Below are 23,732 nucleotides of genomic sequence, written 5' to 3'. Positions count from 1 at the left end.
CCATCATACCGTGGTCTCAATGCGCTTGGAGGCCACCACGGTAATCTTCTCCACCACCATGGCCCCCAGCGCTCCCGTCTCGCCAATGGCGCTCCACTGGCAGTCGGAGTAGATGATTTTCCGGTCGGGCTTGCAGATAACCAGGCTGAAATCCTCCAGGTCATGGAAATTGATGCCGTCCCGAATAGCCTCGTCGGTAGCGTACAGCCGGGTCAGTTCAATCACGTGGCTGCGCTGCCCGGGGATGGTAGCCACCGGCTCATCCTCTCCAAACGCCTCCACATTCTGGCTGGTGCGGGTGGACTTGGCGGAATAACTCTGGACCACCGCCACCTTTTTCCCGTCAATCTCCAGATAGATGTCGCTGCTGGTGGGAAATCCTGCGACTTTCATAGGCATCCTCCTTTACACCGTGATGTGGGCGCTGAGCCAGATCTGGTTCAGTCCGTGGGCCACCGTGAAGGAAAAGTCCACCAAACAAACCGTGGGATTTTCCGCGTCGGCCTGCACCGTGACGTTTTCATAGCCGGTAATGATCTCCCGGCTGAGCTTGTTTTCCAGCTCCAGAATCACCTGGGAGCGGATGGCGCCCCGGCTCTGCTCCGTGTTTTTGCTCCTGCGGAACTTGGCCCGCAGGGAGTCCCGGATGGTGGGAATCACATCGTCCACAATACGGATAGTGGTCAACTCTCTCCAGGTGGCGTCCGCCACCTGGCCGGACTTGGTGCGGGTGGTCACGCCCCGCACCACACTGACCACTCCTCCCACCCGCTCCAGGGGCGTAACCCCGCCCCGCACCAGGGTGTCAATCTCATTGTCCGTGTACTGGGCATCCAGGCTGTTCAGCCCCTTCAGCTCCGCGCCCCCCAGGGGAACGGCGGGATCACTCTCTCCGGCGATGGCACCGGCCACGGCGGCGGCCAGCAGTCCGTTTCCGTCGCCGGGGGCCAGCAACACCATCCGCTCACTGTTGAGCTGCCCGGCCCTCTGCACCAGGTTGTCCACGCTCTCCCCCGTGCCGCCGCACACCACCGCAATGCGCTCTCTCCGCGCCTCGGATGCGTCGGATACGCTCTGGCGCAGGCTCTGCTGCACGGCGGCGTCGGTGCTGTCGCACACCACCAGCGTCACCGACTCCTCCGCCTCCAACAGCTGGAAGGCGGCCTCATAGTCCTCCTCGTCCGCCGCCGGCACCGCCCGTACCTGGGCGGCGCCGTTGAGCAGCAGCAGCCGCACCAGCTCGGTGAGGTTTTCCTCCTGTCCGAAGGCAGTCACCGCGTCTTCATAGCGGTTGAGCACATAAACCGTCCCGGCCTCTCCCTGGGTGCAGATGGCTGCCAGGCCCACCGTCTGTCCGCCGCCGGTACCGCTCACCACGGTGGAGGCCTCATAGTCGGAATAGACTCCCGGTCTCTCATGGATTGTCATACTCAAATCCGGCTCTCTCCTCTCACGATAAAGTCCAAAAAGGCGCCGCCCTCCTCCGCCACGGCATAGAGGTAACCCTGACACAGGGCCTCCACCGCTCTGTGGAATAGACCGGCTCCCTGGTCAAACTCCGTCTCCCCGCAGGAGAGCTCCAGCAGCTTCAGGCCGGGCGGCCCCTCCTGCCGGAGGGCCTCCGCCATCCGGTCAAAAGCAGCCTGGAGCTCCTCCACGCCTCTCGGCCGGGGGGCGTAGAGGTCCAGGCCGAAGGTCAGAACAATTTTCTTGCCGTACAGCTCCTGCCACTGCCCGCTCTCCTCGTCCCAGCGCTCTCCCAGGTAATCCTGGAAGCCTCCCGGCCCGCCCTGGCAGGCGCGAAGGGAGACGGCGGCCACCGCTCCCGTCCGGCGCAGCCGCTTCTCCTCCGGATAGGCGCACACCGCGTCAATACCCTGACTGATCAGGTATTCGGCCATCCGCTCCCGGATCTCTCCAAAGTCCAAGCTCATGTTTCGTCCTCTCCTCCCGCCTGCCGCAAGGGCCGGACTTTTCAGCCGCCCACTGCTTTTTATGCATCCGCATCCCGGATCACCAACAGCCCCCACCAGTAGGCCAGCTCCTCGCCCAGATAGACCGGCTGGGCAGCCCGGAGGGAGAATTTCTTCTCCCCCCAGGCCACATATCCGTCACCCAGCCCATCCAGGGAAACCTCCGGTCCACCCAGGTAGATCCATTGGTCCTGCCTCACCAGGCCCAGTGGCGTGGGAAGGGTCTGAAACCCCTCCCCGCGGCGCTCCAGGGCGGGCTGGAGGAACGCCCGGCACGCTGTGCCGTCCTGGGCGCCCTCCCGGAATATCGTCACCTTCTGCCCGTATTTCTCCAGGATTCTGCTCCACGCGCCGTTCATCCCTCAACCCCCCGGAAGAAGAAGTCCCTGTCTCGCAGGTAGGCTGCCATCACCGTCTCCGCCTGAAGGCGAAGGGTCTGGGCTCTCTGGGCATACTGTCCGCTCTCCTCCTGAACCGACACCTGTCCCGCGGTAAACCGCACCGGCGCGGTCCCCGCCCCTCTGCCGGCCAGAGCCGCCAGCGCCAGCCAGGCACAGCCCAGCACATAGGCCTGTCCGCAGTCCTCCGGGGTCAGGCCCTCCCGCAGCCGGCCGGAGAGTTCCCGCTCCGCCGCTCCGCACAGGGCCGTCAGAGCCTCCATATCCTCATCCGCCACCCTGCCCAAGGTCTGGGCCATGGCCACAATTTCCTCGCTCATTTCAGCTTCAGCACCTTGGCCGCCTCGGGAAAGAGCTTGGCGAAGCCGGAGATGCTGGTGATGGCGGCCCGCTCCAGCTGCCGGTCGATGAGCTTGTCGTACTCCACCACCACGTCGGAACCCTGCACCATTTCCAGGGCATAGCGCTTGTCCAGTCCGATGAGCTTGCCGCTCTCCAGGGCGGAGGTGCGCAGCAAGGTGGCACCCAGGGGGGTGGTCAGCTTACCGGAACCCTGGAAATTGAGGCCGGTGAGGGGATTCTGGAACTCGTCCAGTTTGAGCATCTGCCGCATCATATCGCCGCTGACCAGCAGGGTATTCATCTCGTAAGGCTCAAACTGCGCCCAGAAATCCACCAGCCCGTCGTAGGTCAGAGTTCCGGCGGTCCCGCTGATGGTGCCGTCGCCCACGGTGAAGGCCTTGGCAGCATTGCTGTTGCCGTCGCCGTTAAGGAGCACTTCGATGGCATCCTCCAGGTGCATCCGGTTGATGTGGGCGCCGATCTGCCGCAGGGTCACGGAGAACAGATCCAGCTTCTGGTAGCGGATGGCCTCGTAGGAAGCCACCAGCATCCGGCCCCTCTTGTGGAGCTTTACCAGGTTCTCCTGGGTCTTGACCTGGGTCTGGGGGATTTCCGCCCCTTCCTCCACCCGGTGCAGGGCCTTCTGGTCCTCCTCGGGAATGGAGGCGATGGAGCGATAATCCATTCCGTCAAAGCGGGTAACGGCGGCGGTGATGTGGGGCAGCAGGTCGCTCTCTTCCATGCCCTGGCGTACCGACCGGGCGAGATACTCGGGGAAGAGCACGGCGGACTGACTGGTGGAGAAGAACTTTTCCACCACGTCGCTGCCCGCTCCCTTCACCTTGATGTCAAAGCGCTTGAGCTGCCGCTGATAGGCGTCCAGTCCCTCCAGCGCGGTCCCCTTGTACTGCTCCGAGGGGTCCTCCCGCTCCAGCACCTGGGCAAAGGTGCGGCCCGCCTCGTTATACATGCCCTTCTCCAGCCTGAGATTGTCAAAGCGATAGCTCATAGTCTCATCCTCCCCAAATTACAGGCGCACCACGGCGCCGTCGGTTTCCACCCGCACTACCAGATAGTCGCTGCCGGCGGTGGTATCCTTCTTCATACCGCCGGTGCCGTCTGCGGAGAGCTTGCACCATCCGGCGGCCACGCCTTCGCCGCTGACCCCCGCCTTTACCAGGCCGCTCAGCTGCACCGCGGCGTATCCGTCCTGGGCGGACAGGGCCACGCCGCAGATCTTGTCGCCGGCGGCACAGACGTCCACCGTGCCGTCGCCGGAGACCTTGACCACCTGACCGGCGGCCACGTCCTCGCTGCAAGCGAAGGTCGCCACCACTTCTCCAATGCCTTCAAAGGAAATCTTGCTCATACTCTTGCTCCTTTCTTTCCCTTCGGTCTATGTGGGGGCCGATACTCTCCCGCCCCCGTTTCAAAACCGTCTTCAGATCAAAAACGCTCCGTCTCTCTGCTCCAGCTCCGGTCTTTCCGGGGCCTTCAGCTGGGTTTCCAGTCCCCAGGCCTTGTCCACCTGCCGCTGGAAGGCGGAGCGAAGCTGCTCCAGCTCCGGCTCCTCCAGCCGCCCGGCGATGGCCGCCAGGGTATCCCGCTCCAGGCCCAGCTCCGCCAGACCGCCCAGCCGTACCACCTCGCCCTTCAACCGCTGAAGGTACTTTCTGCCCAGAGCGGCCTCCTGCTCCAGGCGCTGCATATCCTGCCTCATGCTTTTCATCACCCCCGCCTCTTTCTGGGCCGGCACCGCCACAAAGGACCACTCATAGGCGTCGGTGGCCCCCACCAGATCGGCCCAGCACAGTTTTCCGTCATAGCGCACACCCCGCTCGTGGGGACAGCGGCTCTTGTCCCGGATGTTTTCCCCGCAGATGGAGCACATCTCCCGCTCCACGGCGCAGCCCACGCTGACTTCTTTTTTGATCCCCCCCTCAATCTCCGCGATAAGCTCCCGGTTTCCCTCGGTGCGCAGCATATAGGCGTAGCCCTTCAAATAGCACAGGGGTTCGCCCGCCTGAGTCAGGGTCTGCTCCTCCCGCACCAGCTCGGTGCGGTAAATTCTGGCGGTCTGTCCCCGGGCGCTCCACTGGTGGTCGAAGATGCCGCACTTGCCCACGAACAGCGCAGCCAGCTGCTCCAGGGTCTCCACGGGGAACCGCTCGCCGTCCCGGTCCACCTGGTTGTCGCACAGCCGTACCGCGAAGGCGTACACCTCCTCTGGAGCCAATTTTTTCTTGCTCACAGCGTTGATCAGCTCCAGCTCGGCCTGATCCAGGGCCAATCCCTGGTCCAGGCCCGCCTGTTTGGAAATGTTCATACGTCCTCTCCCTTCTCTCTCTGGTTGTTGTCCATTTCCAGGCTTCTGGTCTGCTGGCGGTAGAGTTCTGCTCTGGCCTCCTCCACCAGATCCTGCAAATTGATGTCCTTCCACTCCACCTGCACCCTGCTGTCAAAGCCGTGGAGTCTGAGCCACAGCTCACAGATCCGCTCCACCACCGGCTCCAGACTGCGGCGGATGGCGGTGATCTCGCTGGTCATCATATCGGCCTGCTGGGTGCTCATCCGCTCGGTGGAGGACCAGGACAGGCCCAGCAGAAAGGGCGGAATTCCGGTGCGGGCCACCAGCTGCTCCAGGATCTGGCGCACCGGCACCTCGCTGTCCAGCACCTGATTGTCCGCGCCGATAACCTTGATTTCCACATCCCCCACCGCCACAAAGTCACGTACGGAGCCGTCCTTCCCCGCCTGCATGGCGGCGGACCACTCCCGGGCAATCTGCCGGCTGCGCTCCTGGACCAGGCTTTGATCCAGCGGGGTGTCCCCCGGCTTATAGACCACAGCAAAGCGGACGTTGCCCATCCGCTCCCAGTTCATCCCGGTAGCCTGATAAATTTTCAGCAGGATTCCGGTCAAAAAGGGCATGGACCGGAGCATACTTACTCCGTACGGGCTGTCGGTTTCCGGCTGGAAGGGGGTGAACAGCAGCAGCTCCTGTCTGGGCAGCCGCCGCATCAGTCCCCCCTCCTCCCTGCCCCAGATGGAGAATTCCAGGGGACAACTGCCCTCCCTGATCTCAATATCCGCCACATTGCCGCAGAGCAGGGCGGCAATGTCGGTTCCTCTTGGGTTAGGGACGATCTCCCCCACCGCCCGTCCGCAGGTGAGCATGGAATCCAGGTAGCAGTCCAGGAAGGACTGAATGCCCCGCTGGCCTCTGCCGGTGTTCACCCGCTGGAGGAACCTGTCCAGCCCGTCCTGGGCCTTCTGGTCCCGGCAGATCACCCCCACCCCGCCGCTGAGGCGGATCAGCTTCCAGATGGCGGCATCCACAATGGGGACCGCCTCCCGGATGCTCCGGTAGAGGGCGATCTCTCCGTTTCTCAGCGGCACATACCCATCCAGCACGCCGAAGGGGTGTCTGCTCCCCTCCCGGATCTGGACGGCCAGTCCCCCTCCGGCCGGTTCTTTTTTCTGAAACAAACCCATACCCACACTCCTTTTCTGTCCCCTTAAAATCTGCTCCGCTCCACGCACAGTCCCATCCAGGGTCCATCTTTCTCCTCAGACACCGAGACTGCGAAGTACCTGATGTCGTCCATGGCGTGATCGTGCAGCTTTTTTACCCGGTCCCCCACCGCTTTTTCGTCCCAGCAGTAGAGGGAGAACTCCCGGATGGCGTCGGCGCAGGATGAACAGATGACCAGCTCGCCCTTGCGCAGCAGCTCGGCGGTGATGCGGATGCCGGCCAGCACGTCGTTCTCCGCCTTCTCCACCCGCCACCCTCTCCTTCGGAGCAGCTCAATGAAGCTGGCGGCGGAGGGGTCCACCACGACTGTTTCAATGTTCCGCCCTCCCGCCAGCTTTTCCAGGTCATCGGCGTACTCTCCGTCGGTCTTCTGCCGTCTCTGCGCCCTGGAGTCGTAGTAAAACTCCCTGACCCGGTACCACACCCCCTCCCGCCTGCCCCACAGTCCGAAGGAGGCGGGGTTGACTGTGCCGTAGTCGCAGGAGATGCGCCACCGCTCCATCTCTCCCTCCGGGACCGGCCTGACCCAGCTCTCATCGAAGAAGTCGTACACCCGCCCCTCTGCGGCCACCCACTCGCCCAGTACAAACCTGCGGTAGAAGGTGCCGCTGAAACTGCGGGCATATCGCCGGATCACCCTGGGAGAGAGGGCGGGATTATCCTCCATGGTGAAGTGGAGGTAGAGGGCGTTGCGCTCCTCCAGCTTTTGAATCCACTGCTTGTAAAACCAGTGCTCCGGCCCCTCCGGATTGCAGGAAAACCACAGTCTGCTCCCCTCCACGGAGCAGCGGGCGCAGGCCTGCTCCACGAAAGACCGGGGCATCAGGGCCACCTCGTCCAGCAGCACTCCGGCCAGGGTGATCCCCTGGATCAGGGCAGCGCTCCCCTCATCCTTGCCGCCGAAGAGGTAGAAGGTGTTTTCTCCGCCGCCGAAGCGGACGGTAAGCCGGTTTTGGGACACCTTCTCCTCCCACTGGAACCCCAGCTCCCGGAGCACCGGCAGCAAAGTACCAAGCAGGTTGCGCCGAAGGGCGGTGACGGTTTTCCCGCACAGTCCGAAGGTCTGTCCCCGATAACAGCGCATGGCCCAGCAGAAGAAGGACAGTCCCATGCACAGGGTCTTCCCGCTGCGTACCGCACCGTCACAGATGATGGCCTCCCGCTGTCTGGTTCCCGGGGCGCACCACCAGGTAAGCACCTGTCTCTGCTTGGGGGAAAAGGCTCGAAATCTCATGGTGCCTCGTTCCCTTCCGCCTTGCCCTCCCAGGCACGGAAGAACTCCGCGGCCTTTTGCTCCTCCTGTCCGGCGGTAAGCTCCACCAACAGCTTCAGCACCGCCACCTTGTCCACCAGTCTCACCTCGCAGCCTCCCTTCTCGCTCCGCCTGAACTCGGTCAGGGGGGTCAAATCCAGCCCGTCCAGTCCATCCAGCGTCATTGCGTCCAGGAAGGCCAGCTTGACCGCGTCATTGACCTTGCACTGGGCCAGCCGTTCCATCTGCTTCAGCAGCCGTGTCCGTTCATTTTTCAACACCCTCACTCCTCATCCCTGGTGTTCCCGCCCGAAAGATTGACCGTTTGCATACACCCAAGGACCCATCAAATAAATTTTGGCATAAAAAAAGCGCCTCCGGCGCACGTGTGCGCCGGAGGCGGCAGGAATCACCGCTTATACTTCCATAATCACAGGCAGTATCATGGGATTGCGCTTGGTCTTTTTATAGAGGAAGCCGGAAATGGCGTTTTTAATCTCCGACTTGATGGCGGCCCAGTCGGTCATATTGTCTCTCTGGCAGTTTTCCAGGGTATTGACGGCTACCTTTCGCAGCTCCTCCATCAACCCCTCGGACTCCTTGACGTACACGAAGCCCCGGGTGATGATGTCGGGGCCGGATACCACCGATCCGTCCTCTCCAGACATGGACACCACCACCACAATCATGCCGTCCTCGGCCAGGTGCTTCCGGTCCCGGAGCACCACGCTGCCCACGTCGCCCACGCCGTAGCCGTCCACAAACACCCGGCCCGCGGGTACGGTGCCGTTGATCTTGGCGGAGTTTGGCGTAAACTCAATCACTTTCCCGATGTCGCTGATGATGATGTTTCTGGGATTCATCCCCATCTGCTGGGCCAGCTTGGCGTGGGTCTTAAGCATCCGCTGCTCACCGTGTACGGGGATAAAGAACTTGGGCTTGACCAGGGCGTGGATGATTTTCAGCTCCTCCTGGCATGCGTGTCCGGACACGTGGAGGGCGCCCAGCCGCTCGTTGACCACTTCTGCGTCCTTTCGGTAGAGCTCGTTGATCACATTGCCGATGGAGTTCTCATTGCCCGGTATGGCGGAGGCGGAGATAATCACCCGATCTCCCGCCTGGATCTCCACCTGGCGATGGGTATTGAAGGCCATGCGGGTGAGGGCGGACATGGTCTCCCCCTGGCTCCCGGTGGTGATGATGCACACCTTGTTTTTGGGCAGGCTCTTGATGTGGGCCAGATCCACCAGCACTCCGTCCGGAATATTCATATAGCCCAGCTCGGTGGACACCTTCATGGCGTTCTCCATAGAGCGGCCGGTAACCGCCACCTTCCGGCCGTACCGGGCAGCCACATCGATAATCTGCTGGATGCGGTCCACGTTGGAGGCAAAGGTGGTAATAATGATCCGCTGCTCGCAGCCCCGGAACAGGGCGTCAAAGGAATCGCCCACGCTGCGCTCACTTTTGGTAAAGCCGGGGCGCTCCACGTTGGTGGAGTCGGCCAGCAGGGCCAGCACCCCCTCCTTGCCCAGCTGTCCCAGCCGGCCCAGATCCATCATACCGCCCTGAATGGGGGTTGGATCGATTTTGAAGTCGCCGGTATGGATGACGGTACCCACAGCGCACTTGATGGCGAAGCCGCAGGCGTCGGCGATGGAGTGGTTCACATGAATAAACTCCACAGAGAACTTGCCCGCCCGCACCGTCTCCCCCGCCTCACAGGTGATGAGCTTGGTCTTGCTCACCAGCCGGTGCTCCTCCAGCTTGAGCTTCACCAGCCCCGCGGTCATCCGGGTGGCGTAAATGGGTACGTTCACATCCCGCAGAAGATAGGGAATGGAACCGATATGGTCCTCGTGTCCGTGGGTGAGAAAGATACCCCGAATCCGGTCCTTGTTTTTGATGAGGTAGGTAAAGTCAGGGATCACCACGTCAATGCCGTACATGTCGTCATCGGGGAATCCCATGCCCACATCCACCACAATCATATCTCCGCCGAACTCGTAAACCGTCAGGTTTTTCCCAATCTCATTCAGTCCGCCCAGGGAAATAATTTTCAGTTTTTCAGCCATAAAAGTCTTGCTACACTCCTTTTAAATCTAAAAGATATTTTAAAATCCGGACGCGGCCTCCATACAGGCACACAAAAGAAAGGCGGTGGGTCCCCGCTCTTTCCGGCCCTGCCTCGCCGGAAAAAGGGGTGGCCGACCATCGCCTGCGCACCATATGAATGCTATGTCCCGCCTTATCAAAGCGCACAACGGCGCATAAAGCCACAATGATGATATTAGTATACCACACCACAGGGGAAAAGTATACCTTTATTTTTCTATCCCCTCTCCCCGGTTGCCGCCGCCGCCGGCCGATGGTATAATGGGGCAAACCATCTGGGGAGGATACCGGTATGAACATTCAGATTTTCGGAACGAGCAAGTGCTTTGACACAAAAAAGGCCCAGCGCTGGTTTAAGGAGCGCCGGATCAGATTCCAGTCCGTAGACCTGCTCAAATACGGCATCAGCCCCGGGGAACTGCGCAGCGTGATAAGCGCCGTGGGTCTGGATGCGTTGATTGATCAGAAGCACCCGGACGCGGCCCTTCTGACCTATCTGGCCTATGACGCGGACAAGGTGGAAAAGCTGCTGGCCGACCCCCGGCTCCTGAAAACTCCCATTGTCCGCAACGGCAAACAGGCCACTGTGGGCTACTGCCCGGAACACTGGGAGAGCTGGAAATAGGGACCGGCGAACCCGCCGGTCCCTCTGGTCATGTTTTCTGATACAGCTCCGCCACGGCGGCCAGCTGATCGGCCATCTTCCGGGCGGCCCAGTCCGGTCCTTTGATTGTCACCCCGTCTCCCAGGCCGAAGACCCAGCCCAAAAACTGGGGGCTGACTACCGCCTGGACGGTGACGGTGAAGTGGTCCTCCCCGTCCGGCACCAGAATCACCTCCCGGCCGAAGCGATCCAGCACCACGCCCACCATCTGGTTCTTGCACCGCAGGGTCACCTGCCCCTCCTGGCCGGAGAACATACCGAAGTGTTTTTTTGCATAGGATGCGATATCGAACTCACTGTCCACCCCCTCCAGCGGCAGGCAGGTCACCGCCAGCTCGGCCATCTTGTCCACCCGATAGTGGCGCATTTCCTGAAAGCGGTGGTCAAACCCGGCCAGGTAGTAGTTCTCATTGTCCCAGATGAGTCCCGCCGGGGACACGTCATACCGTTTCCCTTCCCGCCGGAATACCCGCTCTTTGCGGACGTTGTACTCAAAGTATTTGAAGCTGACGCTCCTGTGGTGTGCAATGGCGGCGTGAAGTTTGTCAATGGTGTAATAGACGCTCTCGTTCATGGTTTTGGCCCTGCGGTCCACGTAGACCTGCCGCTGAAGCTGGCGGGCTTGGTGGCGGCTGGCCAGGGCCTCCAGCTTTGCGATCAGGTCGTTGCTTTTGCGCTGGGAGATAAAGCGGGAGGACTGGACCGCATCCACCAGCAGCTTGAGCTCGGCCAGCTGGAAATTCCGCTCCCCCAAAAACCACCCCGGGTCTCTCCCCTTCCGGTTCTGCACATCCAGCCCAAACACCCGCAGGGCCTCCATATCGTCATAAATGCTCTTTCGCTCGGCTTTGATGCCCCACTCCTCCAGGGCCTGGATCAGCTCCGGCACAGTCATGGGGTGGTCCTCGTCGGTCTGTTCCCACAGCAGCTTGCTCAGGCAGAGCAGCTTCAGCTTTTGATTGGTGCTTCTTGGCATGTTCCCCTCCTCCTTCCTGTGTCCAGAATAGCCGTTCCAGTGTCCTATAAACCGGACTTTTTCTTGATTGTACCATATTTTTCAGAAACATGCGAGGGGATTTCCTATGACAGATCCGTTTGTGGCGCTTCTTGTGTCCATACCTCTGTGTCCGCTGTACAGCGGTCCCGACCCCCATACTCAACGCGTGGACGAGGTGCTGTATGGCTGGCCTCTTACCCAGCTGGCCCCGGCGGAGGGTGCCTGGTGCCGTGTGCGCACCCACTATGGGTATGAGGGCTACGCACTCTGCAGCCACCTGACCGCGGGAAGCCATCCGGCCGGCCGGCCGCTTCTCCTGGTGGCGGGACTGTTTGCCGATGTGCTGGCCGCCCCCGGTGTGGAGCAGCCTGTGGTGCTCACCTTGCCCCGGGGCGCGCTGGTCAGCCCCAGCGCCCCGGGGGAGAACGGCTGGCAGCGGATATCCCTGCTCTCCGGCGAAGAGGGCTGGCTTCCCGCCGGCCATCTCGCGCCTTATCTACGCCGCCCGCCCGCACTGGAGGAGGGGGCGCTCCGCAGCCGGGTGACGGCCACGGCCCGCTCCTACCTGGGCGTCCCCTACCGCTGGGGCGGCAAGACCCCGCAGGGCATTGACTGCTCCGGCCTGAGCTTCATGTCCTGGTTCCTGTGGGGCGTGTGCCTCTACCGGGACGCCAGGCTGGTACCCGGTTATCCCGCCCACCCCATCCCTCGGGAGCGGCTGGCCCCTGCCGATCTGCTCTATTTTCCCGGCCACATCGCCCTCTATCTGGGGGAGGGCCGGTATATCCACTCCACTGCCCGGTCAGGCAGCGACGGGGTGGTACTCAACAGTCTGGACCCCTCCGCTCCGGACTACCGGCCCGACCTGGCGGAGCAGCTGCTGACGGTGGGCAGTGTTTTTCCCCTCTCTCCCTGAGAAAAAGCGGGCTGCTGCAAGCCATCCGGTTTGCAGCAGCCCGCTTTTTCTTCTCCTCTTACTTGTTCCGGTCAGCCTGGATAAGCAGCTTCACCGCTTCGATCCCCACCTCCAGGGCGGCGGAGAGGTCGTGGCTTTCCCTTTGGTCCAACCCGGCGGCCTCCCGCTCCTGGTTCCAGATCACATGGAAACAGGACCCGCAGCGCACCCCCAGTGCGGCGGCGCAGCAGAACAGGGCGGCGGACTCCATCTCGGAGGCCAGCACCCCCAGCCGCTTCCAGGCCTCCCATTTGTACAGCAGCTCCTGACTTACCGGCATCCGTCCGGGATCGTGCTGACCATAGAAGGAGTCCTTGCATTGGACAACCCCGGCGTGCCACGGTTTTCCCAGGTTCCGGGCGGCCTGCACCAGCGCGGCCTGCACCTGGTAGTCGGACACGGCGGGAAACTCAATGGGGGCATACTCCCGGCTGGCGCCCTCATGCCGCACCGCCCCGGTGGCAATGACCACGTCATCGCTTTTCACCTTCAGAGCTATGCCTCCGCAGGTACCCACCCGGATAAAAGTATCCGCGCCGATGTTGTGCAGCTCTTCCATGGCGATGACGGCGGAGGGGCCGCCAATTCCGGTGGAGCAGACACTCACCTTTTCCCCCAACAAAGTGCCGGTATAGGTGGTATACTCCCGGTTGCTCTGAATTTTTACCGGGTTGTCAAAATAAGCCGCGATCTTCTCGCACCGGCCCGGATCGCCGGGCAGAAAGCAGTACCGGCCCACATCGCCGGGACCGCACTTGATATGGAATTGAAGCTCATGCACATGCATGGCCGCCACCTCATTTCTTCTCTTTGATGGATTTTATTATAGCTGTTCTCCCTTCCATTTGCAAGATGTACAAATTTTTCGCAGCTTTGTAACCTTTTGTTGTTGTATTTTCCACTGTATTTTTATAGAATATCGTGTCGTGACATATTCTATCAAGCCAAAGGAGCATACCATGCGAAGGACGATTCTGCTCCCCATCCTGGCCCTGGTGGGCGGGCTTGTGCTGGGAACCCTTTTGGGCAGCGGCCTTTTCTCCGCCAGCAGGCGCGGGCTGAACGGCGGCGGCACGGCGCTGGCTGTGGCCAGCAGCATGGCCAGCCAACCCTCTGCCGCAACTCTGGACATAGAGGACGATGCCCACCTTCTGGCGCGCGCTTCATCCACCGTGTCGCTGATTAAGGAGGCGGACTATGTCGGTCTGTCCGCCCTGGTGCATCCCCAAAAGGGTGTCACCCTCACTCCTTTTTCCACGGTCTCAACAGAATATGACCGCACGCTGTCCTGTCAGGAGGTATCCACGCTGTCCCAGGACCAGCAGACCTATGTCTGGGGCGTGATGGACGGCTCCGGCGCCCCCATCCGCTCCACATGCAGCGACTATTTTGCCCGCTTTGTCTACAACGCCGACTATGCCCAGGCGCCGGAGGTGGAAGTGGACACGGTGCTGATCAGCGGCAATGCTCTGGAGAATGTGGCTGATGCCTATCCGGAGGGCCGTTTTGTAGACTATACATTTCCCGGTATTGATCCGGGGAAGGGCGGATACGACTGGTGCTCTTTGAAGCTGGTATTTGAACCCTGGCAGGAGGAGTGGTATTTGGTGGGTCTGATTCATAGTGAGTGGACCACCTGACCGCTCCACGGGAGGGGTGTGCCGCCGTTTTCGGCCGTTTTGGTACAAGCAGGCATTTCCAGCGCTCTTCCGCCGCGGTTTTGGCGAAAGAGCGTTGTTTCCTTCTCCCAGTTCCGACAAAATATTGCGCGGCGGCACTTGCATGTAGGGCCGGTTTGCGTTAAGATTGTCCTGACCAACCTGCGCAGTGTGTGGAAATGCGCTTGGAAAGGATGATAGCAGCTTGAAAATCATTATCGTTGGCAACGGCAAGGTGGGCTACACCCTGGCGGAGCACCTGTCCCAGGAGGAGCACGACGTAACGGTGCTTGACACCGACGACGAATCGCTGCGCCATGCCTCCGACGCCCTGGATGTCATGTGCGTCAAGGGCAACGGCGCGTCCATCTCCGCGTTGGAGGAGTCTGGGGTCCGTTCTGCCGACGTGGTCATTGCCGCCACCAACCTGGACGAGGTAAACATGGTCTGCTGCCTGACGGCCAAGCGGCTGGGGGCGAAGTTCACCATTGCCCGGGTCCGCAATGTGGAATATGCTGTGGAGTTTTCCCATCTGAAGGATGAGCTGGGCATTGATCTGGCCATCAATCCGGAGCACGCCACAGCGGTGGAAATCTCCCGGCTGCTCCGCTTTCCCGCCGCGGCCAACATTGAAACCTTCTGCCGGGGCCGTGTCGAACTGATCGGCTTCCGAGTGCGGGAGGGTGACTTCCTGGTGGGGCGTCCCCTGTCCGAACAGAGTGACGCGCTGCAAAAGCTGCCCATGCTGCTGTGCGCGGCGGAGCGGGAGGATGGGGAGGTCGTCATTCCAGACGGCTCCTATATTCCCCAAGTGGGGGATCATCTCTATCTGGTTGGGGACCCGGTGGGCCTGACCTCCTTTTTCCGCCTGCTGGGCCGGCATACGCCCAAGAGCCGGGACGTATTCGTGGTAGGCGGCGGCCGCATTGCCCACTATCTGGCGGTAATTCTGAACCGCATCGGCACCCATGTCAAAATTGTGGAGCGGAGCATGGACCGCTGCCGGCACCTCAGCGAGGTACTGCCCCATGCCATGATTCTCTGCGGGGACGGCACCGATCAGGAGCTGCTGGAGCAGGAGAACATCACCGCGTCCGACGCCTTTGTGGCCCTCACCGACCGGGACGAGGACAATCTGATCATCTCCCTCTACGCCATGCAGCAGGGAATTCCCAAAATCGTGGCCAAGTGCAACCGTCAAAACTACGTGGGCATCGCCCATGCCGCCGGGCTGGACAGCATCATCTCACCCAAGATGATCACCGCCAGCCACATTCTTCAGGTGGTGCGCGGGATGCAGAATTCCAAGGGCAGCGTCATGAACGCCCTGTACAAAATTGCTGACGGGCGGGCGGAGGCCATGGAATTTGTGGTCAATCAGACCACGCATAATCTGAACATCCCCCTGCGGGACCTTCGGCTGAAAAAAGGCATTCTCATCGCGGTGCTGGTGCGGCAGGGCAAGATCATCATTCCGGACGGCTCCTCCGTCATCTCCTCCGGCGACAACGTGATTCTGATTTCCCGCAACCACGGCATCATGGACATCAATGACATTTTTGAGGATTCGCTGTTGGATATGGGGGCTGCGCAATGAACTTCAGGCTGGTATTCACGCTGACGGGCAAGACCCTGATGGTGGAAGCGGGCGCCATGCTGCTGCCTCTGCTGGTCTGCCTGTTCTATCGGGAGAACCCCCGGCCCTTTCTGATCACCATTCCGCTGCTTTTGCTGGCCGGATTTCTGCTGTCCAAACTGAAAAGCGACGACCACTTCTTTTCCAGGGAGGGCTTTTTTGCCGTAGCCCTGATTTGGCTTCTGGTCAGCGCCACCGGCGCACTCCCCTTTTATCTCTCCGGCTATTTCCCCACATACATCGACTGTTTTTTTGAGTCAGCCTCCGGCTTCACCACCACCGGTGCCTCCATTCTCACCGCAGTGGAGCCGCTGCCCAAAGGTATTCTGTTCTGGCGCTCCTTCATACACTGGCTGGGCGGCATGGGGGTGCTGATTCTGGCCATTGCCCTGCTGCCCAGCCTGGGTTCCCGCACCCTCCACCTGATGAAGGCGGAAAGTCCCGGTCCGGTGGTGAGCAAGCTGGTCCCCAAGAGCAGCCAGTCCTCCAAGATCCTTTACGCCATCTACTGCGGTCTGACCATACTGGAAATTCTGATCCTCCGGATAGCGGGTATGCCTTGGTATGACAGCATTGTACACTCCTTCGGTACAGCGGGAACCGGCGGCTTTTCCGTCAAGAATCTCTCCATCGGTTCCTACGGAAGCCCGGCGTTCGAGGTCATTATCACCATCTTCATGCTGCTGTTCTCCGTCAACTTCGCGTTCTATTTCCTGCTCCTCCAGGGTAAGATTAAGCAGGCCTTCCGAAGTGACGAACTGCGCTTTTTCCTGGTAGTGGTGTTCTCCAGCATCGCTTTGATCTCCATCAACATCTGGAATCTCTATCCCACCGGCGGAGAAGCCGTCCGCCACGCCGCCTTTCAGGTGGGTTCCATCATCTCCACCACCGGCTATGCCAGCACCGATTTTGACCTGTGGCCGGAATTCTCCCGGGTTTTGTTGGTCCTGCTTATGTTCATCGGCGCCTGTGCCGGCTCCACCGGCGGTGCCATCAAATGCTCCCGGGTGCTGATCCTCGCCCGCTGCATTCGCCGGGAGATCCGTCAGGTCATCCACCCCAGGGAGGTCAATGTGGTAAAACTGGACGGCCATGTGCTGGAGGAGAGTTCTCTGCGTTCCGTCCATATCTTCTTCTCCGCCTACATGCTCATCACCCTGGCCGCCACCCTTCTGGTCTCCGTGGATAACTACTCCTTCGGCTCCACCTTCACTGCGGTGGTGGCCTGCATCGGAAACATCGGCCCCGGCCTGGAGATGGTGGGACCCATGGGCAATTTCTCCGCCTTTTCTCTCTTTTCCAAGACCATTCTCTCTCTTTGCATGATTGTGGGTCGTCTAGAAATTATTCCCATACTTGTGCTTTTTAGCGGAAATGCATGGAAACGTTCCTGACCCTCTCCTCATCTTTGTGGAAAGCGTCAAATCCAAGGATTTGATCCGTTCTCTCCGTGAATGGTACTTGCCAAACGCGGGTATTTTGCGTTAATATTAGGTTGTCCGGAAAACCGGGAAGCCTTGGGCTACAAGGGTTCCCGAACTACAAAGGAGTTGGGAAAGTTGTTGGAAAACCTGTTTTGGATCGGCTTAGTGGGTGCTGCAATCGCACTAATCTTCGCCTTAACTCAAGCAAAGAAGGTTTTAGGCTTCTCTGAAGGCACAGAACTGATGCAGAAACTGGCCGCTTCCATCCGTAAGGGAGCAAATGCCTACCTTAAGCGGCAGTATACGACGGTCGCGAAGATCTTTATCATTGTCTTCCTTATTTTGCTCGTTTTAGCCTGGGCAAAGATGCTGGACAACTGGTTTATCCCCTTCGCTTTCCTCACCGGCGGCATTTATTCCGGACTGGCGGGCTTCATCGGCATGAAGATTGCCACCTCCGCCAACGCCCGTACCGCCAACGCCGCCCACGAAAGTCTGAACCGGGGGCTGAATGTAGCCTTCTCCTCCGGCGCTGTCATGGGCTTTACTGTGGTGGGTCTGGGTCTGCTGGACGTATCCATCTGGTTCCACGTACTCAAGTACATTGCCGGGTTTGAGGCTTCCAAGATTGCCCAAACCATGGTTATGTTCGGCATGGGCGCCTCCTTCATGGCTCTGTTTGGCCGTGTGGGCGGCGGCATTTTCACCAAGGCCGCCGACGTGGGCGCCGACCTGGTGGGCAAGGTAGAGGCGGGTATTCCCGAGGACGACCCCCGCAATCCCGCCACCATTGCCGACAACGTGGGCGATAACGTAGGCGATGTAGCCGGCATGGGCGCCGACCTGTATGAGTCTTATGTGGGTTCTATTCTGGCCACCTTCGCCCTGGGCGCCACCGCCTACGGTTCGGATGCAGCTCTGACCTGGGGCTCCATGCTCCTGCCCCTGGCCATTGCCGTGGTAGGCGTGATCTGCTCCGTGCTGGGTACCTTCCTCATCCGCACTCGGGAGGACGCCACCCAGAAGTCTCTGCTGGCCACCCTGCGGAAGGGTACCTACACCGCCGCTGTGCTGGCCGCCATTGTGGGCGCTCCGGTGACTTATTTCATCATGGGGTCCTGGGGTCCCTACATTGCCATTCTGGCGGGTCTGATCGCCGGCTGCGCCATCGGCTATTTTACCGAATACTACACCTCCGATACCTATAAGCCCACCCAAGGTCTGGCCGACTCCACCGAAACCGGCGCGGCCACCACCATCATCGGCGGCATCTCGCTGGGCATGCTGTCCACCGCTGCTCCCATCATTATCATCGGCATCGCCATTATCGTCTCTTTCCTGGCCGCCGGCGGTTCTCTGACCACCAGCGGAGACAATTACAGTGAGCTGTTCTCCAAGGGTCTGTACGGCATCGGCATTGCCGCCGTGGGTATGCTGTCCACTCTGGGTATCACCTTGGCTACCGACGCCTATGGCCCCGTGGCAGACAACGCCGGTGGCATCGCGGAGATGAGCGGTCTGGGCGAGGAGGTACGCAACCGCACCGACGCTCTGGACTCTCTGGGCAACACCACCGCCGCCACGGGCAAGGGCTTTGCCATCGGCTCCGCCGCCCTCACCGCCCTGGCTCTTCTGGTATCCTATGTGGACGTGGTCAAGGTCCGGATGGATCATGCTCCCGACCTGTCTCTCACCAATCCCGCCGTGCTGGTGGGTCTGTTTGTGGGTGCCATGCTCACCTTCGTTTTCGCCGCTCTCACCATGAGCGGTGTGCAGCGGGCCGCCCAGTCCATCGTGGTGGAGGTCCGCCGCCAGTTCAAGGAGATTAGTGGCATCATGGAGGGCAAGGCCGATCCCGACTACGCCTCCTGTGTGGACCTGTGTACCAAGGGCGCCCTCCATGAGATGGTGGTTCCTTCCCTGCTGGCCATCATCGTCCCTGTTATCACCGGCCTGATTCTGGGTGCCGAGGCCGTGGTTGGCCTGCTGGGCGGCGTCACCGTCACCGGTTTTGTGGTGGCTGTGTTCATGTCCAACGCCGGCGGCGCCTGGGATAACGCCAAGAAGTATATCGAAAGCGGCAAGCACGGCGGCAAGGGTTCCGACTGCCACAAGGCCGCCGTCATCGGCGATACCGTGGGCGATCCCTTCAAGGATACCTCCGGCCCCTCTCTGAACATTCTGATCAAGCTGTGCTCCACCGTGTCCATCGTGTTTTCCGGTCTCATCACCGCAGTGCATCTATTTTAAGCATCCGCTTACGCAAGCAGCCCGCCCCTTAAGGGGCGGGCTGCTTGCGTCTATTGAAAGTGGCGGAGCCGCTTTTTCGACACGCTGAAACACGGAAACAACAGGGTCCCGTACCGGTGTGGTACGGGACCCTGCAATGTTTTAATAATACTTCTTGCGGTTCTTGCGGGCGGCCTCAGACTTCTTGCGGCGCTTGACGCTCGGGCTCTCGTAGTGCTCACGCTTGCGAACCTCGGCCAAAACACCAGACTTGGCGCAGCTGCGCTTGAAGCGCTTGAGCGCGTTCTCCAAGGACTCGCCGTCCTTCACATGGACTTCCGACATTGATTTCCCCTCCCTCCGAAGCGGCGGGGTTCCACCGCCAAAGGGCCACATAGATATGGCTTTAACAGAACCATTATATTCTGTTATCATACAAATGTCAAGAGCGGATTTCCTTTCCCAAAAGGCTTTCTTTTCCTGCGGGCAGTGCGCCGAACAAAAACAATGGTTGCAATTCTCACCCCACTATTGTAAAATGGGCAACACACAGATGCCGTTCCCCCATTGGGGCGCGGCCGGCTGAAAATCAACCGGGTGGTGGATAACTGTATGAAACACACTGCGAAGACAGAGGCCGGAACCGGCCGCAGCAGGAAACGGCGCGTCCGTATCATCATTATCGTCGTGCTTCTGCTCCTTTTGGGTGGCCTTGGATGGGTCGCCTTCACGCAGCGGAATAATCTTGGAGCGCTTTATTTGGCTCTTACCTCAAATCCGGACAATATCGCTCAGCTCCAACAGGATCAGGACAAAAAGCAGGAGGAGCTGCTGAATCAGTATGGCCTGCACAAACCGGATCTGGGCCAAATCTCCACTCAGGAGCCTGTCCTCGAGACCCAGGCCCCAGCTCCAGAGGCTTCCCAGCCCCAGCCCTCCCAGGACGCGGGCGGGTCAAGCGGCAGCGACGCCAACTCCCAACAGCAGGCTGAGGCGCAGGCATGGGCGGAGATTCAGGGCTATGTCAACCAGCTCTACCAGGTGGAAGCCAAGTATCAAGGCTATCTGAGCGGCGTGGTGGCCGATGCCAAGGCGGAGTTTCTGGCGCTGCCCAAGGAGCAGCGGACCCAGCAGAACAAGATCTCCATCGTCTGGGCCAAGGCGGACACTCTCATCGCTCAGGAGAAGAATTGTGACGCCGAGGTAGAGGGGATCCTGTCAAATATTCAGGCGGTACTCAACCGCATTGGCGACAGCAGCAATCTGGTGTCAGAGATTCGTGCCTACTACGAAAACAGCAAGGCCAACTGGAAGGCCGCCAAAATGACTGAGCTGTACAGCTGATCTCTTGCAAAAGCCGTGCGGCGGATGGAACCCTGTCATCACAGGTCTCCATCCGCCGCACGTTTTTTGTCCCTCCGCCTTCGGCTCACACCGTCACAGCGTAATCCCGTTCCGACTGTTGGACAGGGATTTCCACCTCAGCTCCCTGGACGCGGTTGACCTCATCCGGCTCATGGAAGGTCGGCACCACCTGATGCAACGCCTGCCGGATTACGGCGGGGTCGTCCGCCTCCAGCGCCGCGGAAAGAATTCTGAGTTTCTGCTCCAGCTCCCGGGGTGTAATGGCGGGCTGGCACTCAATAAAGATCTCGCTGTTTTCCGTCTGTTCAATGTCCCGGCTGGCAATCAGCAGCTCCTCATACAGCTTTTCGCCGGGCCGCAGGCCGGTCTCAATGATGTCAATATCCCGGTAAGGTACATAGCCGGACAACCGGATCAGGTTTTCCGCCAGGTCCAGAATCTTCACCGGCTGGCCCATGTTCAGTACGAACAGCTCATTCTTTCTGGCCTGGGCGCCGGCCTGAAGCACCAGCTGGGCCGCCTCTGGAATGGTCATGAAATACCGGATGATCCGCTTGTCCGTCAGGGTCACAGGCCCACCCGCCGCAATTTGCCGCTTAAACAGAGGGACCACTGAGCCGTTAGACCCCAGCACGTTGCCGAAGCGCACCGCCACAAAGTCCGTGGCGCTGTAGCCTTTCATGGACTGGAGCACCATCTCGCACATCCGCTTACTGGCCCCCATCACCGAGGTGGGATTCACAGCCTTATCCGTGGAGATCAGCAAAAACTTTTCCACCCCATACTCGTCGGCCGCCCGAACCAAATTCAGCGTACCGAAGACGTTGTTGCGAATGGCCTCCTGGGGACTGGTCTCCATCAGCGGCACATGCTTGTGGGCCGCCGCGTGGAAAAGCACCTGAGGCCGGTACCGGTTTACCAGCTGCCGGACCCGCCGCTCGTCCCGTACCGATGCAATCTCCACCACCAGATCCAGCCGGCCGCCGTAGCGGTACATCAGTTCCTGCTGGATGTCATAGGCGTTGTTTTCATAGATGTCCACAATGATGAGTTTGCGGGGCTCATGCTTCACGATCTGCCGGCACAGCTCCGAGCCGATGGATCCTCCGCCGCCCGTCACCATAACCACCTTTCCTTGGAGGAAGGCGTCCACCGGCGCGGGGTCCAGAACAACAGGCGGCCGGCCCAGCAAATCCTCGATCTGCACCTCCCGCAGCTGCCCCCGCATGGGCTTGCGGTCAATCAGCTCCAGAGTACTGGGCAGGGTGGAGATCCGCACATGCTCCATTTTGGACAAAAACTGCAAGATCTCATGGCGCCGGTTCTCGTCTGCGGAAGGGATCGCCACAAACACGGTCTCAATCCCCAGCATCTTCAGCTTGTCCGGCACCTGGGCAATAGTCCCCCGCACCGGGATACCGTGGACATTTTTGCCCAGCTTATTGGGGTCGTCGTCAAAAAAGCAGCGCACCCGGAACTGGCTGTCCTGATTGCTGGACAGCTCCTCCAACAGCTGGATGCCAGCCGCTCCCGCACCCACAATGGCGGCAGGGATCTTGTGGTCTCCCCGCCGGTAGGAACGGTGTCCCCGGTAGACCCGGTATGTAAACCGCAGCAACAGCATCCCCAGTACCCACAGTCCACCGATGGCCGTCAGGGTGATGAAGGAAATAATCACACTTTTCATCAGAGTTTTGGCGATAAGCTCATAGGTCAGCAGGCCCAGAAAGGCCGCCAACAGCAGGGACAAATACTCCCGGCTCTCCGCATAGCGCCACAGACTGGAATAGGTACGCAGCAGCAGCTGGGCCGCCGTCACACAGGCGTACAGCACCAGCAAGTGGGGAATCAGATTGGACAGGCGCCCCACACTGGCATCATGGAACCAGTGGGAGACCAACAGGCAAAGCATGGTGGCGCACAGCAGAATGAAGCTGTCACAGGCAAACAGCACTAAGCTGCGAAAGGTTTTCATGGAACGTAGCCCCTTATTTCAGATTTATTTAAGGTATAAATTCACGTACGAAAATTATTATAGCATGGCGAAGAGAAAATGAAAAGTGCTTTTCTCCGCAGATACGAAAAAATATGGGCTATTTTGACAGGAATATTTTTCAATTCAGTAGCCGTGTTGGCAAGAAAAGGCCGTGTACGGTTTTGCTCCCGTACACGGCCTTACTCCACTCAGAAAATCTTCCGCAAATAGATTTACCTGGCGATCAGATTCACCAGCTTGTTGGGTACCAGAATGGTCTTGACCAGGCTCTTGCCCTCGGTAAATTTCTGCACCTTGGCGTCGGCCAGGGCGGCAGCCACCACGGCGGCCTCGTCGCTGTCCACAGGCACGGTGATGGTGGCCCGGAGCTTGCCGCACACCTGGACGGCCATCTGCACCTGGGCGGCGATGGTCTTGCTCTCGTCGTAGGCGGGCCAGCTCTGCTGGCAGGCCATGCCGTCGGCGGCGAAGCCTAGGCTCTCCCACAGCTCCTCCACCATATGGGGGGCAAAGGGGGAGAGCAGCAGCAGCAGGGTCCTGTACTCCCCCCTGGAGCAGCCGTTCTGGTAGAAGTCGTTGACCAGGGCCATAAGGGCGGCGATGGCGGTGTTGAACTTCATGGCCTCAATGTCGTCAGCCACCTTCCTGATGGCCTTGTGGATGGCGCTCTCGTTGGCGCTGGTGTAGTCCATGGAATCGGTCAGGCTCTCGGACAGGTTCCACACCCGGTCCAGGAAGCGCTTGCAGCCCTTCACCGCGTTGTCGGACCAGGAGGCGGCCTTCTCAAAGTCGCCGATGAACATGATATAGGTGCGCATGGTGTCGGCGCCGTACTGGGCCACCACGTCGTTGGGGTTGACCACGTTGCCCCGGCTCTTGGACATCTTCTCGCCGCCCTCACCCAGAATCATGCCGTGGGAGGTGCGCTTCTGGTAGGGTTCCTTCGTGGGTACCACGCCGATGTCGTAGAGGAACTTGTGCCAGAACCGGCTGTACAGCAGGTGGAGGGTGGTGTGCTCCATGCCGCCGTTGTACCAGTCCACCGGGGACCAGTAGTCTAGGGCCTCCTGGGAGGCCAGGGCCTTGTCATTGTCCGGGTCCATATACCGCAGGAAATACCAGCTGGAGCCGGCCCACTGGGGCATGGTGTCGGTCTCCCGCTTGGCGGGGCCGCCGCAGCAGGGGCAGGTGGT

The 23,732-nt window shown here is 60.3% G+C and carries 24 protein-coding genes; 7 read left to right on the top strand and 17 right to left on the bottom strand.

Features of this window, described 5'->3' with window-relative positions; all coding sequences use genetic code 11:
* Positions 1 to 3: 3 nt before the first annotated feature.
* The 12 genes from Q0J74_RS02560 to Q0J74_RS02505 all read right to left on the bottom strand — a co-directional run bounded on the left by Q0J74_RS02560 (position 4) and on the right by Q0J74_RS02505 (position 9,575).
* On the bottom strand, positions 4 to 393 hold the full coding sequence (locus tag Q0J74_RS02560; protein ID WP_297210136.1) for a hypothetical protein: 390 nt from the start codon (positions 391 to 393) through the stop codon (positions 4 to 6).
* 12 nt (positions 394 to 405) lie between these two features.
* Positions 406 to 1,428, bottom strand: a complete 1,023-nt coding sequence (locus Q0J74_RS02555) for a phage tail sheath C-terminal domain-containing protein (RefSeq protein WP_297210176.1) — start codon at positions 1,426 to 1,428, stop codon at positions 406 to 408.
* A 2-nt stretch (positions 1,429 to 1,430) separates the two neighbouring features.
* Positions 1,431 to 1,934, bottom strand: a complete 504-nt coding sequence (locus Q0J74_RS02550) for a hypothetical protein (protein ID WP_297210133.1) — start codon at positions 1,932 to 1,934, stop codon at positions 1,431 to 1,433.
* 59 nt (positions 1,935 to 1,993) lie between these two features.
* Entirely contained in the window at positions 1,994 to 2,332 is a 339-nt protein-coding gene (locus Q0J74_RS02545) for a hypothetical protein (protein ID WP_297210130.1), read from the bottom strand.
* Positions 2,329 to 2,691 (bottom strand): hypothetical protein, encoded by a 363-nt coding sequence (locus tag Q0J74_RS02540; protein WP_297210127.1) that lies wholly within the window; start codon positions 2,689 to 2,691, stop codon positions 2,329 to 2,331. The genes Q0J74_RS02545 and Q0J74_RS02540 overlap by 4 nt, the downstream gene beginning before the upstream one ends.
* Entirely contained in the window at positions 2,688 to 3,722 is a 1,035-nt protein-coding gene (locus tag Q0J74_RS02535; RefSeq protein WP_297210124.1) for a phage major capsid protein, read from the bottom strand. Before Q0J74_RS02535 ends, Q0J74_RS02540 begins: the two co-directional genes overlap by 4 nt.
* A gap of 18 nt (positions 3,723 to 3,740) precedes the next feature.
* Positions 3,741 to 4,082, bottom strand: a complete 342-nt coding sequence (locus Q0J74_RS02530; protein ID WP_297210121.1) for a hypothetical protein — start codon at positions 4,080 to 4,082, stop codon at positions 3,741 to 3,743.
* Positions 4,083 to 4,154: 72 nt separating this feature from the next.
* Entirely contained in the window at positions 4,155 to 5,039 is an 885-nt protein-coding gene (locus tag Q0J74_RS02525; protein WP_297210118.1) for a hypothetical protein, read from the bottom strand.
* Positions 5,036 to 6,208 carry a serine/threonine protein phosphatase gene (locus tag Q0J74_RS02520; RefSeq protein ID WP_297210115.1) on the bottom strand — a complete coding sequence of 391 codons (1,173 nt, stop codon included), beginning with the start codon at positions 6,206 to 6,208 and terminating at the stop codon, positions 5,036 to 5,038. The genes Q0J74_RS02525 and Q0J74_RS02520 overlap by 4 nt, the downstream gene beginning before the upstream one ends.
* A 23-nt stretch (positions 6,209 to 6,231) precedes the next feature.
* Positions 6,232 to 7,482 (bottom strand): PBSX family phage terminase large subunit, encoded by a 1,251-nt coding sequence (locus Q0J74_RS02515; RefSeq protein WP_297210112.1) that lies wholly within the window; start codon positions 7,480 to 7,482, stop codon positions 6,232 to 6,234.
* Positions 7,479 to 7,778, bottom strand: a complete 300-nt coding sequence (locus tag Q0J74_RS02510) for an XRE family transcriptional regulator (protein WP_297210109.1) — start codon at positions 7,776 to 7,778, stop codon at positions 7,479 to 7,481. The genes Q0J74_RS02515 and Q0J74_RS02510 overlap by 4 nt, the downstream gene beginning before the upstream one ends.
* Positions 7,779 to 7,916: 138 nt before the next feature.
* Complete coding sequence (locus Q0J74_RS02505; protein ID WP_297210107.1) at positions 7,917 to 9,575, bottom strand: ribonuclease J; 1,659 nt, start codon at positions 9,573 to 9,575, stop codon at positions 7,917 to 7,919.
* Positions 9,576 to 9,907: 332 nt separating this feature from the next.
* Between Q0J74_RS02505 and Q0J74_RS02500 the strand changes: the two genes are divergently transcribed.
* Entirely contained in the window at positions 9,908 to 10,240 is a 333-nt protein-coding gene (locus tag Q0J74_RS02500) for an arsenate reductase family protein (RefSeq protein WP_297210104.1), read from the top strand.
* 28 nt (positions 10,241 to 10,268) lie between these two features.
* Here the strand turns inward: Q0J74_RS02500 and Q0J74_RS02495 are convergent, their stop codons facing one another.
* Positions 10,269 to 11,255 carry a helix-turn-helix transcriptional regulator gene (locus tag Q0J74_RS02495; RefSeq protein WP_297210101.1) on the bottom strand — a complete coding sequence of 329 codons (987 nt, stop codon included), beginning with the start codon at positions 11,253 to 11,255 and terminating at the stop codon, positions 10,269 to 10,271.
* A 106-nt stretch (positions 11,256 to 11,361) separates the two neighbouring features.
* Here Q0J74_RS02495 and Q0J74_RS02490 point away from each other — a divergent pair, with 106 nt between their 5' ends.
* Complete coding sequence (locus tag Q0J74_RS02490; RefSeq protein WP_297210099.1) at positions 11,362 to 12,192, top strand: NlpC/P60 family protein; 831 nt, start codon at positions 11,362 to 11,364, stop codon at positions 12,190 to 12,192.
* Positions 12,193 to 12,250: 58 nt separating this feature from the next.
* On the opposite strand, the gene udp is transcribed toward Q0J74_RS02490, so the two are convergent.
* Positions 12,251 to 13,018 carry a uridine phosphorylase gene (gene udp, locus Q0J74_RS02485; protein WP_297210097.1) on the bottom strand — a complete coding sequence of 256 codons (768 nt, stop codon included), beginning with the start codon at positions 13,016 to 13,018 and terminating at the stop codon, positions 12,251 to 12,253.
* Between the two features lie 172 nt (positions 13,019 to 13,190).
* Between udp and Q0J74_RS02480 the strand changes: the two genes are divergently transcribed.
* The 4 genes from Q0J74_RS02480 to Q0J74_RS02465 all read left to right on the top strand — a co-directional run bounded on the left by Q0J74_RS02480 (position 13,191) and on the right by Q0J74_RS02465 (position 19,199).
* Complete coding sequence (locus Q0J74_RS02480) at positions 13,191 to 13,871, top strand: hypothetical protein (protein WP_297210094.1); 681 nt, start codon at positions 13,191 to 13,193, stop codon at positions 13,869 to 13,871.
* A 223-nt stretch (positions 13,872 to 14,094) separates the two neighbouring features.
* On the top strand, positions 14,095 to 15,486 hold the full coding sequence (gene trkA / locus Q0J74_RS02475) for a Trk system potassium transporter TrkA (RefSeq protein WP_297210092.1): 1,392 nt from the start codon (positions 14,095 to 14,097) through the stop codon (positions 15,484 to 15,486).
* Positions 15,483 to 16,919: a TrkH family potassium uptake protein gene (locus Q0J74_RS02470; RefSeq protein ID WP_297210088.1), complete on the top strand. Its 1,437-nt coding sequence runs from the start codon at positions 15,483 to 15,485 to the stop codon at positions 16,917 to 16,919. The genes trkA and Q0J74_RS02470 overlap by 4 nt, the downstream gene beginning before the upstream one ends.
* Positions 16,920 to 17,087: 168 nt before the next feature.
* Positions 17,088 to 19,199, top strand: a complete 2,112-nt coding sequence (locus tag Q0J74_RS02465; RefSeq protein ID WP_297210172.1) for a sodium-translocating pyrophosphatase — start codon at positions 17,088 to 17,090, stop codon at positions 19,197 to 19,199.
* A 141-nt stretch (positions 19,200 to 19,340) separates the two neighbouring features.
* Here Q0J74_RS02465 and rpsU read toward each other — a convergent pair whose 3' ends face one another.
* A complete protein-coding gene (gene rpsU, locus Q0J74_RS02460) occupies positions 19,341 to 19,523 on the bottom strand; it encodes a 30S ribosomal protein S21 (protein WP_009259223.1) in 183 nt (60 codons plus the stop codon).
* A 414-nt stretch (positions 19,524 to 19,937) separates the two neighbouring features.
* On the opposite strand from rpsU, the gene Q0J74_RS02455 reads away from it, so the two are divergent.
* A complete protein-coding gene (locus Q0J74_RS02455; RefSeq protein WP_297210085.1) occupies positions 19,938 to 20,522 on the top strand; it encodes a hypothetical protein in 585 nt (194 codons plus the stop codon).
* Between the two features lie 85 nt (positions 20,523 to 20,607).
* On the opposite strand, the gene Q0J74_RS02450 is transcribed toward Q0J74_RS02455, so the two are convergent.
* The gene (locus tag Q0J74_RS02450; protein WP_297210082.1) at positions 20,608 to 22,518 is read right to left on the bottom strand and encodes a polysaccharide biosynthesis protein; all 1,911 of its coding nucleotides are present in this window, start codon (positions 22,516 to 22,518) and stop codon (positions 20,608 to 20,610) included.
* Positions 22,519 to 22,751: 233 nt separating this feature from the next.
* A partial coding sequence (locus tag Q0J74_RS02445; protein ID WP_297210080.1) for a class I tRNA ligase family protein occupies positions 22,752 to 23,732 on the bottom strand: 981 nt, incomplete at its 5' end.

The sequence above is a fragment of the uncultured Flavonifractor sp. genome, assembly GCF_944387675.1.
In the GTDB taxonomy this organism is placed as follows: domain Bacteria; phylum Bacillota; class Clostridia; order Oscillospirales; family Oscillospiraceae; genus Flavonifractor.
Note: the sequence above shows the minus strand (reverse complement) of the source record. Positions and strands in the feature narration are given on the sequence as shown.